The sequence below is a fragment of the Sphingomonas sp. 7/4-4 genome (assembly GCF_027941955.1).
Classification (GTDB): Bacteria; Pseudomonadota; Alphaproteobacteria; order Sphingomonadales; family Sphingomonadaceae; genus Sphingomonas.
Genome location: NZ_CP115960.1, coordinates 4394301 through 4406271, shown reverse-complemented (window position 1 = coordinate 4406271; position 11971 = coordinate 4394301). Strand labels below are relative to the sequence as shown.

Below are 11971 nucleotides of genomic sequence, written 5' to 3'. Positions count from 1 at the left end.
ATGCCCCTCCCGATCCGCATCGCCATCCAGCGCCTGCCGCATGGCGAAGACCTGCCCCTTCCGGCCTATGCAACGCATGGCGCCACGGGGATGGACGTGGTCGCGGCGGAGGATCTCATCCTCGCGCCGGGTGCCCGCCACTCTCCGACACAGTAGGGACGAAGGGGTGCGGAATACGAAAACAGAGGCTAAGCCAGCCCGGCGCCTGAGCGTTGTCATGCCGGTGCGAAATGCCCTTCCCTATCTCGATGCGAGTATCACCAGCATCCTCGAACAATCCTTTGCCGATTTCGAGTTCGTCATAGGCGATGACGGTTCGAGCGACGGATCGCGCGAGCGGTTGATCGACTGGTCGAAAAGGGACGAGAGGATCCGGCTCTTTCTGGGTGAGGGAAGCGGGCTGGGGCCCGCCGGGAGTTCGAACTGGGTCGCGGCCCTCGCAACATCCCCGCTTGTCGCGCGCATGGACGCCGACGATCTGTCCGGGCGCTATCGGCTCGAAGCCGAGGTGGCAGCGCTGGATGCCCACGCCGACGCGGTTTTGGTGGGGAGCGTGTATGAGTGCATCGACCTCGCGGGAAACGTTGTTCGACCGGTGGTGCGCCATTGCCTGCACGATCCCTACTCCGCCAGGCACCCATTTCCCCACGGTTCGGTGATGTATCGCCGTGAGGCGTTCGAGGCAGCCGGTGGATATCGCGCGGGTTGCGATTTCTGGGAAGATATGGAGCTCTACTGGCGCATGGCCGAGCGCGGACGCTTGCTGGTTTTGCCCGAAGTCCATTATTCCTATCGCTTCAATTCTGGCCATTCGCGGCTGACCGCGCAGAGGCGAAGGGTGGAAGTCGCCATCGACCTGGCACTGCGGTGCTCCGCCGCAAGACGCAACGGTGAGGATTATGAGCCGTTGCTGGCCGAGGCGCTTCCGGAAAAAGGCAGCTCAGTCCGAGCGCGTTCCGCGCGATCGGGCAATTGGAGCTTTGGTCGGGCGCGCGGCCGCAGATCATTTCCAGGCTGGTGATGCGTGGAAAGCTGCGGTTCAATCGGGAGACGATCAGCGCAATGGCCTGGGCCATATGGGCACTTGTTTCGCCGGGCTCGCTGCGGACAATAGCGAAGTGGATTGCCCGTTACCGCGAAAGTCACGTCGCCGTACCTTCAAACCAGCCGATCGAATGGCGCCCGATGCCGCGGCCGGAGTGATGCAGTTCGGACTGATCGACGCCGAATCGACGAACCTCGGCGACGAGATCCAGGCGATCGCGGCGCGTCAATTTTTGCCGCGCGTCGACCGGCGTCTGCCGCGCGAAGCGCTAGATCGGGAGCCCGGCGACACTTCGCCGGTCATGACGATCATGAACGGATGGTACATGGCCAATCCGAAAGCATGGCCCCCGCATCCGAAGATCCTTCCCCTGCTCGTTTCCGTCCACCTCACACAGCACCGTGCATCGCGGAAGCGGTTCTGGATCGCCCCTGCGTCGAGGCGGATGTTGACGACAGCGGGGGTGGAATGGCTCAAGGCGCATGGCCCCGTCGGCGCGCGCGATCACGCGACCCGGCGCTTGCTCGAATCGCACGGGATCGAAAGCCATTATTCCGGCTGCCTGACCCTGACTTTGCCGGCGCGTCTTGATGTGCAGATGCACGGCCGGGTCGTGGCATGCGATCTTCCACCCGCACTGGTCGGCGAACTCGCTCGCAGGACAAATCGTCCGCCGCTGGTCGTCAGCCATACCGATACGACGACCTCGGGCTTTGCCGCGCGCCTGGATCGGGCGGACGCGTTGCTCGACCTATATGCGGGTGCGCGGGCTGTCGTGACGAGCCGGCTCCACTGCGCGCTACCCTGCCTGGCTCTGGGCACGCCGGTATTGTTCGTGCCGGCGCATCGGGATCGCTATCGCCTGCAACCTGCTCTGGAACTGGCGGCGTCGACCAGCCAGCGCGCGTTCCTGAAGGGTGGAGGTTTCGATCCGGAAATGCCGCCCCCAAATCCCGACGATTTCGCGTCGCTAGCGGAGGCGCTGCGGCGGCGGGTCCGCGACTTCGTCCTGCTCGCAGGCAGAGCCCAGTAGCCGGTAGAGCAAGGTCAACGCGATCAGATACGCAATTGCGCCGGCACCGGCCGCCAGCAGATACCCGAACAGGCTCGTTTCCGCTGCGAAGCGCAGTAGGGCGGCAAGCGGGATACATGCCGCTGCGCTGATCATGGCGTCCTTCACCGGAAACGGAATCCGATGATGCCGCCGGCCGAAATATGCTGACAGGCACAACGCGAAGGCATAGGCCGCGACCGTCGTCCATGCGGCTGCAATCATACCGAAGACCGGCAACAGCAACAGGTTGGCGACGACGTTGAGGATGGCCGCGGGTGCCAGCACGGCAATCATGCCGCCGGTTCGGCTGGCCAGCTGAAAGGCGAGCCCGAAATGCAGGCTAAGAAGCGCGCCGAGCAGCGATCCGATCGCCACCCACGGCACCACGGCCTCCGCCTCGGCGGCAAGTCCGCCGCCGGCGAAAAGCGCGACCAGAGGCGCGGGCGAACAGACAAGCAGCGTGGTGATCGGCAGGCCGATCGACATCAGCCATCGGGCGGACTGGTTTAGAAGCCCCTGAATCTGAAGAGGCGTGCCGCTTTCAAAGGCTGCGAAGATCGTGGGTTTCATCGCGAAAGTCACCGGCACCAGGGCGAGCATGATCGCGCGATCAGCGATCGCATAGCCGACACCATAGGCGCCCGCAGAGGGCGCCCCTACGAGCGCGGCAACCAGCAAACGGTCCGATACTGCCATGACGCTGGTCAGGAACCCGACCATCGTCAGAGGTGCGCCGTAGCGCCACAGCGCGCCCAGCAGAGATCCGGCCCCGAAGACCGATGTGAACGGCCGTCGCACCAGATCGGACGACAATGAAATGGCGATCAGTCCGCCGATGGCACCCGCGGTGACGACCAGGGCGGGTTCCGCTCCCAGCGTCAACAATGCCAGGATCGACAAGCCGAAGCCGCCGAGACTCTGCACTATGTCGACCGCGACGAAGCGCCACGTTTGATTATGGACCCTGAGCCACGATCTCGCGATGGCGATCCAGCCGCTTATCAACAGTGCCGGAAGGCCGACGACCCACAAAGCTCGCGGCAGGAACTGGTTGTCGAGCAACGCGAGGGTCAGCCAGGCTGCCGATATTCCGATCCCCGCAAGCACAAACCCGACCTTGGCGGCGGAGGCGAGGTCCGCCCTGGCGTGATCGTCCCGACATTTGGAGTAGGAACGCAGCACGCCGTTTTGCAGCCACAGGAATCCCGCGCTCTGCAACAGCCCGACAAGTGCGAGCAACGCGACGTAATTCCCGAATTGCGCGGGTGCGAGGAGGCGCGTGAACGCGGCAAGCGACGCCAGTCCGACCACCGCGGACACCAGGCTGGACGCTGCGAACGGCGCGACCTTCGCCAGATAGGCGCGCTCACGGTGTGGAAGCAGTCTCCACCGCGTCAGGGCGTTGCTCCACGCAAGCCGTGTACCGCGCTTCGGAGCCGCGACAACAAGGCCGCAGACGTGGACCGGGGCGCACGCTTCCACAGGTCCATGGAACTGGACACGGTCACCTGGACGAAATTGCGGGGCGCTTTCTGCGCGACAATCATCGGCACCGAATGAAAGGACGTGGGAGTGCAGGGGAACATCACCATGCGATTGTGCCGCGGGACGATCGTCGTCACGGCGGTGCCGTCCGCTTCGTGGAGCACCAGCTCGCCGCCCTCCAGGCCGGATTCTTCGGCGTCGCACATGTAGATCAGCATCGATATTGCACGGCGCCGGTGGTCGAGGTGCGGCGCTCGGCGATAGCCGAGCCGCCCCTGCATGATGTCCACTCGGACCCACAGCGCGTCGGCCGCGAGCTCATTGTCGCCAAGCGTGTCGCGCTCTTTCTCCGCGCGACTTTCCAAATAAGGTACATAGCGCGCGTTCGAAAGATCGACCGTGCTTTCCTGTGCGAACGTTTCCGGGAACTGGGCGATTGCGGAGGCGATAAAGGCTTGGTCGTGAAACCGGTCGAACAGCGCACGCCAAGCGGTATTCGAGGCGATCAGCGCGTCATAGTCCGCGTCCCCCAGAACATCGTATAGCCGGTCGGCCCGGTATTGGGTCCGCACTGGGGGAAGGAATCGGTCAGCGCCCCATAGAGCTCCGAGTCGAGATAATCGTCGACGAGTATGTGCGGGAAGGGATCGTCCGCCACTGCATAGGTTTCGATCGTGCTCACGGCGACTCCTGGCCTCGCATCCAGACGCTGCACAGCGTGCGAGCGATTGTGCCTCTGTAGCCGCGTTCTCGAAAAAATCGAACTCCCCGACAATCGCAGCTTCGGCGTCTTCGCCGGAATGGTTTGCGCCATTGCCGCCGCTTATTGTCTTCATCGCGGCGCATGACCAACGCGACCGGGGTGATCAGCCAGTCAGTAGGGGTGGCAGGTTGCGAGGTTCCTCGTCACACGATAGCGCGAGCGACGATGCACCTATGAGGAGCCGATGTGAGCCAACCAATGATCGAATTGCGGGTACTCGATGAGCGGATCCACGATTGGGGCCTGCCGCGCTACCATACGGAAATGTCGGCCGGCATCGATCTGTATGCCTGTATCAGCGAACCGATGCAGATCGAACCGCAGGCGCCAGCCGTCCTCATTCCATCCGGCATCGCCCTGCTGATGAACGACCCGCACATGGTAGGGTTTCTTCTGGCGCGCTCGGGCCTGGGGCACAAGAAAGGTCTGATTCTCGGGCAGTCGGTCGGCACGATCGATGCCGATTATACCAATGAGATTTTCATCAGCGCCTGGTTGAGGAATCCTCCGGGCAGCGATCCTCTGGTCATCAATCCCGGAGATCGCATCGCCCAGCTCGTCTTCGTGCCGATTCTTCGTCCGACCTTCGAGATCGTATCCGAGTTTTCCTCGGTCACCGGTCGTGGCCTGGGGGATCTGGGTCGACCGGCCTCTGAATCCTTTTGTCGCAGACGGCTTCCCGCCGCCCTCTCCGGCGGTTGCGATCGAGAGTTTGAAGACGACCTTGGACTCCTCGCCCGCCCGAAATGGGTGTAGCAAAGAGCGGGTGCGGGAGAGGAAACGCCCAACGCTGTCCAACGAGGAGAATCTCTGATTCACACTGTCGAAACCCGCATGACGACAGGCATTTTCTGTCGAGTGAAAGTAATCCTCGACGAGACGCTGCGAGGAGCCGGCGGCTTCGGCTCTACCGGGCGGTGATCGCGCTCGCCCTCGCGGCGGCGCTGCAGACGACCGCGATCGACTGGAAGGGGCTCGCTCCGCTGCCCTGGCGGACGCCGCCGGTCCTCACCGCCGAGATGCAGGCCTTCGTCCGGCGTGAGGCCGTTTCGCGCAATTGCCCGTTGCCCGGGCCGGGCACGATCACGGTCGAGGTCGCGGTGCTGGTCGACGATTCCAGCGGCATCCGCACCGCCGTGCCGCGCGCCATCCGCTGCCCCACGGTCGAGCAATATGCCGCGGCATTGGTCGCCGGCTTCGCACGCGGCAATCTGCTGCCACGCACCGGTGCCGCCGCCGAGCAATGGTATCGCGCCAGCCTGACCTTTACATGGAAGCCATGAGCCTCAGCGACGCCCAGCTCGATCGTTATGCCCGCCATATCGTGCTGCGCGAAGTGGGCGGCGCGGGGCAGATGCGGCTGCTCGCCAGCCATGTCCTGCTGATCGGCGCCGGGGGTATCGGCTCGCCGGCGATCCAGTATCTCGCGGCGGCGGGGGTCGGCCGGATCAGCGTGATCGACGACGACACGGTCGCGCTTTCCAACCTCCAGCGCCAGACGCTCTACGGCACCGACCAGGTCGGCACGCGCAAGGTCGTTGCCGCGAGGAGGCCGTCGCCCGGCTGAACCCGGATGTCCGCTTCGACGCCATCGAGACCCGGATCACCGCCGCCAACGCCGCGGCGTTGCTCCGCGAACATGCACCCGACGCGATCCTCGACGGCTCGGACAATTTCGCCACTCGGCTCGCGGTCGCCGACGCCGCGCTCGCCGCGCGCATCCCGCTGGTCTCGGCGGCGGTGGCCGAATTCGAAGGCCAGTTGGGCACCTTCCGCGGCTGGGAGCCCGGCAAGCCGTGCTACCGCTGCTTCGTCGGCGGCGATCCCGAGCGGCCCGAGGCGACCTGCGCCGAACAGGGCGTGCTCGGCGCGCTCACCGGCGTGATGGGTAGCCTCGCCGCACTGGAAGCGATCCGCGCCTGCGTGCCCTTCGGCGAGGACAGCGCCGGCAAGCTATTGCTGATCGACGCGCTGTCGCTGCGCTTCCGCAGCCTGGCGCTTCCCAAGGATCCGGGCTGCCCGGCCTGCGCCGGCACTCAGACCGGATCGAACTCCAGCGGCACCATCGCCCATCCGTCGAACGCATAGGCCTTCGGGTCGGTCGCCGCTTCCCGCGACGGACCGACTTCCTGCTCTGCCGTGCGCTGGTCAGCGTCGGCATCCTCTTCCCTTTTCGGTTCTTTCACGACCTTAACTCCCTGAGTCGCAGGGCTATCTTACTCCAGGCTTCACCATGTTGGGAGTCCGGGCCGCCGCACCATGCTTGACACGTCCTTGCTGAGCCGCTGGTAACCTTTGAACGTTAGCCGGGGCCGAAACGGTTCGACTCAGCAGGCAGGAACATATGACGGGCAACGGCAAACGGGTTCTGGTCACAGGCTCGGCGGGATTCATCGGCTTCCACACCTGCAGCAAGTTGCTCCAGCAGGGCGCCACGGTGCTCGGCGTCGACAATTTCTCGGCTTATTACGACGTAGCGCTCAAGGAAGCCCGCACCGACATCCTCGGCAATCACTCGGCATTCTCCATCGCCCGCGTCTCGATCGAGGACAATGACGCGTTCGGCGCGGCCTGGACCGCGTTCAAGCCGGACACGGTGATCCACCTCGCCGCGCAGGCGGGCGTCCGCTATTCGATCGACGAGCCGCGCAGCTATATCGGCGCCAACATCATCGGCACGCACAATGTGCTCGAGTTCGCGCGACACCATCCGGTCAAGCACCTGCTCGCCGCCTCGACCAGCTCGGTCTATGGTGCCAATACCCAGATGCCGTTCGAGGAGACCCAGCGCACCCAGACGCCGCTCAGCCTCTATGCAGCCACCAAAGGCGCGACCGAGCTGATGGGCCACAGCTACAGTCACCTCTTCGGCACCCCGATGACCTTTTTCCGCTTCTTCACGGTCTATGGCCCGTGGGGCCGGCCCGACATGGCGCTGTTCAAGTTCACCAGGGCGATCCTCGCGGGCGAGCCGATCGACGTGTACAACAACGGCAACATGGTGCGTGACTTCACGTACATCGACGATCTCGCCGAATCGATCGTCAAGCTCACCGACGCGGTGCCTGGCCGCGAGCCGGTCGAGGGCGACAGCCTCTCCCCGTAGCGCCGTTCCGCACGGTCAATATCGGCAACGGCCAGCCGACCCCGCTGATGGACTATATCGGCGCGCTCGAGGCGGCGTTGGGCCGCGAGGCGATCAAGAACTTCCTGCCGATGCAGCAAGGCGACGTTCCCGCCACCGAAGCCTCTTCGGCACTGCTCAAGCGCCTGACCGGCTATGCGCCGTCGACTCCGCCCGCAACCGGCGTGGCGCGCTTCGTCGATTGGTATCTGGAACATTATCGATCTTGAAACCCCTGCCGGGCGATAGCGAGCCTTGAAGGCTCCACTTCATTGACGGGGATCACATGAGTATCGAATGGCCGGCGCACGGGCTTAAGCTTCAGGCGCGTATCGAAGGCGGCACGGCGAAGATCGGCGTGATCGGCATGGGCTATGTCGGCCTGCCGCTCGCGGTTGCATTCTGCGAGGCGAATTGCCCGGTGCTCGCCTTCGACCTCGACGATGCGAAGATCGAAGCGCTCAAGGCCGGCCAGAGCTATATCAAGCATATCGAAGGCGCCCGTATCGCGCCTCAGGTCGAAGCGGGCCGGCTCGACGCCACTGCCGATCTCGACCGGCTCGGTGAGGCCGACGTCCTGTTGATCTGCGTCCCCACCCCGCTGTCGCGCCATCTCGAGCCCGACCTCAAATATGTCGAGGCGACCACCGCGGCGATCGCGAAGACGCTGCGCAAGGGCCAGCTCGTCATCCTCGAATCGACCACTTATCCCGGCACCACGCGCGAAGTGATGCAGCCGATCCTCGAGGCCGGCGGGCTGATCGCCGGCAAGGACTTCTTCCTCGCTTACTCGCCCGAACGCGAGGACCCCGGCAACCCGACCTATTCGACCACGCAGATTCCCAAGGTGGTCGGCGCCGACGATCAGGTCTCGGCCGATCTCGCGCTCGCGCTCTACAAGCACGTCGTCCCGAAGACGATCGCCGTCTCGTCAGCCGCGACCGCGGAAGCCGTAAAGATCACCGAGAACGTGTTCCGCGCCGTCAACATCGCTTTGGTCAACGAGCTCAAGCTGATCTTCACCGCGATGGACATCGACGTCTGGGAAGTGATCGACGCCGCCAAGACCAAGCCGTTCGGCTTCATGCCCTTCTATCCGGGCCCGGGGCTCGGCGGACACTGTATCCCGATCGACCCCTTCTACCTCACGTGGAAAGCGCGCGAGTTCAACCAGCACACCAAGTTCATCGAGCTCGCCGGCCAGATCAATGCCGACATGCCGCAGCATGTCGTGCGCGTGATGGCCGACACGCTCGACGCGCGCTTCGGCCGCGGCCTGCGCGGTGCGCGCATCCTCATGATGGGCGTCGCCTACAAGAAGAATGTCGACGACATCCGCGAGAGCCCGTCGCTCCGCCTGATGGAGATGATCGAGGCACGTGGCGCCAACGCCGACTTCCACGATCCCCATGTCGCCCAGATCAACGGCACCCGCGAGCACCCGACGCTCAACTATCGCCACGGCGTGGCATGGGATATTGCCGAGATCGCGAAGTATGACGCCGTCCTGATCGCCACCGATCACGACGCAGTGGACTATGCCGCTTTGGTCGAAGCCGCTCCGCTGGTGATCGATACGCGCAACGCATGCGGGAAAGCGGGTATCGTCAGCGACAAGGTGGTGCGCGCCTAGGCGTGGCGGCTTGGGATCGCCTGTCACCTCACAACAGACATTCTCTCCGCCGCCGAGAATGGCGGCAGGCGCCCCATTGCAGACATCAAGGATCGGCGCACACGAAAGGCTGAATCTGGACCGCAAGCGGAATGGCGGCTTTCAAGACAGTCGACAGCGAAGGCGGACATTGCACCGCGCCTGCTTAAACACTCCCAAGCGACGCCCTTAACGACCTGGGTGATGCATGGGTCGTCGCCCAACTCCCGCGTCATCCCGACCTGTGCGAGACGGACCTAGATGCGTCCGGCCTTCATCTCCTCGACGGCCCTGTTAGCTGCTCGCGCGGTCAGCGCCATGAAGGTCAACGAGGGATTGACGCACGAGACCGAAGCCATCTGCGCGCCATCGGTCACGAACAGGTTGGGAGCGTCGTGCGCCTGACTCCATTTGTTGAGCACGGATCTGCGCGGGTCGTCGCCCATGCGTGCACCCCCATTTCGTGGATCGCCTGGCCGGGAATATGCTCCTCGGCGTGGCTCCCGACGTTAAGCAGGCCCGCCTTGGTCAGCATCGCTTCGCCCTGGGTCCGGGCATCGGCCATCATCTTAAGTTCGTTGTCGCGGAACGTGACGTTGAACTGCATCTGCGGAGTGCCGAAACGGTCGACCTTGGATGCGTGCAACGCGACGTGGTTGTCGGCATAGGGCAGGCATTCCCCGAACGTCGTCATTCCGAAACGCCACGGACCATATTCGCGCATGCTGTGCTTCATCGCCGCGCCGAACCCTACCGGACTGCGCGGGCTGCGGCTGGCGCTGCCCTGATAGCCGTAGCCGCGGCGGAAGCCGACATCCTCGTTGGGGTCGTTGTTGCGGAAGCGCGGGATGTAGACCCCGCCCGGCCTGCGGCCATATTCCGTGAATTCGGTCAGACCTGGAATCTCGCCCCCGATGTGCACGCGGACGATATGGTCCATCACGTAGCGACCAAGCGTTCCGCTCGTGTCGAAATGGCTCCTGGCCGACCCCTCGGGACGGGAATTGAGCAGGATCTGATTGGATGCCATCGCGGAGGCGCACAGAAAGACGATGCGCGCCGGGATGATTTCCGCCTGTTTGGTCTCCGTGTCGATAACCCGGACGCCGGTGACGCGCTTGGTCCTGGGGTCATATTCGAGATTGCTGACGACAGCATTGGGACGCAACGTCAGACGGCCCGTCTTGCGGGCGGCGGGAAGGGTCACGGCCTGCGTTGAGAAATACGCGCCGAATGAACAGCCGCGGTCGCACTGCGCACGGAACTGGCACTTTGTCCGTCCCTGCTCCGGCTTGTCTTCGGTCATGTTCGACAGGCGCGCATTGATGAGCTTGCGGCCCGGAAATTCCGTTTCAAGCCGCTGCTTCACCCATTTCTCGGCGATATTCATCGGCATCGCGGGCTGGAATTTGCTGTCCGGCAGGTAAGGCAGATTCTCCTTCGAGCCCGAGACGCCGATATAGTCCTCGACATAATCGTACCAGGGGGCGAGGTCCTCATACCCGATGGGCCAGACACCATCCACGCCTTCGCGTTTGTTGGCAGCGAAATCGTCGGGGCTCCAACGGAACGACCAGCGGCCCCAGATCAGTGATTTTCCACCGACCGCGGCAGGCCGGATCCAGTGGAATTTGTCCCCGTCCTCGAGGGCATAGGGGTTGAGGCGGTCGTTGTTGTAATATTTCTGCTGGCTCGGCGAGACCCAGCCGTACTTGCTGATGAAATAATCGCTTTCCAGAATGGGCTTGGGCATGATGTTGCGCGACGGAATTTCGTACGGCGGCAAACTTTCGAAATCATATTCACCGTGCTCGACCATGATGCCGCGATCGAGCATCAGGACGCGCAGCCCTTTCTCCGTGAGTTCCTTGGCGGCCCAGCCGCCGCTGACGCCGGAGCCGATCACGATCGCGTCGAACTTGTTGGTGGCCGTCATGGCAGGTCTTTCGTTCTGAGATTTTGGCGTTGCGCGCGCAGTCAGGCAGCCCAGATCTTGTCGACTTTCGCGACCGGATAGGCGCCGTCATAGGATCCCGGGACCGGGAGAAATTCTCGCTCCGCCGTGATCCCGACCTCCGACGTGTAATATCCGGTGACGACGAGTTGCCGGAACGCGTCGAAAAACCCTCGACGCCCGGCAGCGCCCGGTTCATTGCGAGGGTAAGCAGGGCATCTTGTTGAACGGCTGAAGCGTGGGCGGCGCCAACACCGTAATCGAGCCGGCTGCGCGCATCGATCGCTGCAAGCCCGGCGGCGATCGGAGCGACGTCGCCCGGAAGCCCCCATTCACCAAGCAATTGTTCAATAAATGCGGGCACCCCGGCAGCGATTGCGCCAGGCGTATCCGTGGTCGGAACGACCCGCTCGCCAAGCGCGGATACGATCGCTTTTTGGGCGGATGTGAACACCGGTGCGCCGACCGCTCCCTGAAGCGGCTGGGTTGCCGTCGCGGCACGGACGATCGGCGCGAACAGGGCTGTTCCGAACATCGCGCCAAGCGACGCAAGCGTGGTTCTGCGGTCGATCAATTTCCCTCCCCGGCGAGCGCGCATGAATCTCCCGCGCCGCCATCCTTCAATCACTTGTGACGATGTGACTGTATCTCCTGCAAATTGGCGCGGATCATGACGCCGGAGCAAGCTTATTGTCCGACAAAAGTTACGAGCCGGTCGATTTTGCGAACGGACCGGTCGATCTTGCGACCAGGCTTCGATACGCGCCGCCTCGCCAGCCGGTCCCGGGGAGGATCGTGGTCAACTGACCGAACAGCGGCTTTCGGGCATTGTCATGGGCTCTCGTACGACTGACTCTGGACGCAAAGCTGACCTGACCGCTTGATCCAGGCAACG

11 protein-coding genes and 3 pseudogenes are annotated in these 11971 nt (G+C 63.8%); 9 read left to right on the top strand and 5 right to left on the bottom strand.

Going from position 1 to position 11971, the window contains the following annotated elements; genetic code table 11:
* From PIB19_RS22600 to PIB19_RS22590, 3 genes and pseudogenes are all read left to right on the top strand, one after another.
* Positions 1–144: pseudogene (locus PIB19_RS22600) on the top strand (dUTP diphosphatase); the annotation flags it as partial.
* Between the two features lie 22 nt (positions 145–166).
* Entirely contained in the window at positions 167–1021 is an 855-nt protein-coding gene (locus tag PIB19_RS22595) for a glycosyltransferase family 2 protein (protein WP_271239137.1), read from the top strand.
* A gap of 154 nt (positions 1022–1175) precedes the next feature.
* Positions 1176–2078 carry a polysaccharide pyruvyl transferase family protein gene (locus tag PIB19_RS22590; RefSeq protein WP_271239136.1) on the top strand — a complete coding sequence of 301 codons (903 nt, stop codon included), beginning with the start codon at positions 1176–1178 and terminating at the stop codon, positions 2076–2078.
* Here PIB19_RS22590 and PIB19_RS22585 read toward each other — a convergent pair.
* From PIB19_RS22585 to PIB19_RS22575, 3 genes are all read right to left on the bottom strand, one after another.
* Complete coding sequence (locus PIB19_RS22585) at positions 2016–3410, bottom strand: lipopolysaccharide biosynthesis protein (RefSeq protein ID WP_271241062.1); 1395 nt, start codon at positions 3408–3410, stop codon at positions 2016–2018. The two genes, PIB19_RS22590 and PIB19_RS22585, sit on opposite strands and share 63 nt — an antisense overlap.
* An 83-nt stretch (positions 3411–3493) precedes the next feature.
* Positions 3494–4156, bottom strand: a complete 663-nt coding sequence (locus PIB19_RS22580) for a 2OG-Fe(II) oxygenase (protein ID WP_271239135.1) — start codon at positions 4154–4156, stop codon at positions 3494–3496.
* Complete coding sequence (locus tag PIB19_RS22575; RefSeq protein ID WP_271239134.1) at positions 4090–4266, bottom strand: hypothetical protein; 177 nt, start codon at positions 4264–4266, stop codon at positions 4090–4092. The genes PIB19_RS22580 and PIB19_RS22575 overlap by 67 nt, the downstream gene beginning before the upstream one ends.
* A gap of 279 nt (positions 4267–4545) precedes the next feature.
* On the opposite strand from PIB19_RS22575, the gene dut reads away from it, so the two are divergent.
* The 6 genes and pseudogenes from dut to PIB19_RS22550 all read left to right on the top strand — a co-directional run bounded on the left by dut (position 4546) and on the right by PIB19_RS22550 (position 9104).
* Positions 4546–5103 carry a dUTP diphosphatase gene (gene dut, locus PIB19_RS22570; protein ID WP_271239133.1) on the top strand — a complete coding sequence of 186 codons (558 nt, stop codon included), beginning with the start codon at positions 4546–4548 and terminating at the stop codon, positions 5101–5103.
* Positions 5104–5264: 161 nt separating this feature from the next.
* Positions 5265–5630 (top strand): hypothetical protein, encoded by a 366-nt coding sequence (locus tag PIB19_RS22565; RefSeq protein WP_271239132.1) that lies wholly within the window; start codon positions 5265–5267, stop codon positions 5628–5630.
* Positions 5627–6435, top strand: a pseudogene (locus PIB19_RS22560) (HesA/MoeB/ThiF family protein). Before PIB19_RS22565 ends, PIB19_RS22560 begins: the two are co-directional and overlap by 4 nt.
* Before the next feature lie 256 nt (positions 6436–6691).
* On the top strand, positions 6692–7453 hold the full coding sequence (locus PIB19_RS22555) for an NAD-dependent epimerase/dehydratase family protein (RefSeq protein ID WP_336297224.1): 762 nt from the start codon (positions 6692–6694) through the stop codon (positions 7451–7453).
* 47 nt (positions 7454–7500) lie between these two features.
* On the top strand, positions 7501–7701 hold the full coding sequence (locus PIB19_RS23380; protein ID WP_336297223.1) for a hypothetical protein: 201 nt from the start codon (positions 7501–7503) through the stop codon (positions 7699–7701).
* 56 nt (positions 7702–7757) lie between these two features.
* Complete coding sequence (locus PIB19_RS22550; RefSeq protein WP_271239131.1) at positions 7758–9104, top strand: nucleotide sugar dehydrogenase; 1347 nt, start codon at positions 7758–7760, stop codon at positions 9102–9104.
* Between the two features lie 275 nt (positions 9105–9379).
* Here PIB19_RS22550 and PIB19_RS22540 read toward each other — a convergent pair.
* A pseudogene (locus PIB19_RS22540) lies at positions 9380–11028 on the bottom strand (GMC oxidoreductase).
* Positions 10925–11650, bottom strand: coding sequence for a gluconate 2-dehydrogenase subunit 3 family protein (locus PIB19_RS23920; protein WP_271239128.1), 726 nt, complete (start codon positions 11648–11650; stop codon positions 10925–10927). The pseudogene PIB19_RS22540 and the gene PIB19_RS23920 overlap by 104 nt, the downstream one beginning before the upstream one ends.
* Between the last annotated feature and the right edge of the window lie 321 nt (positions 11651–11971).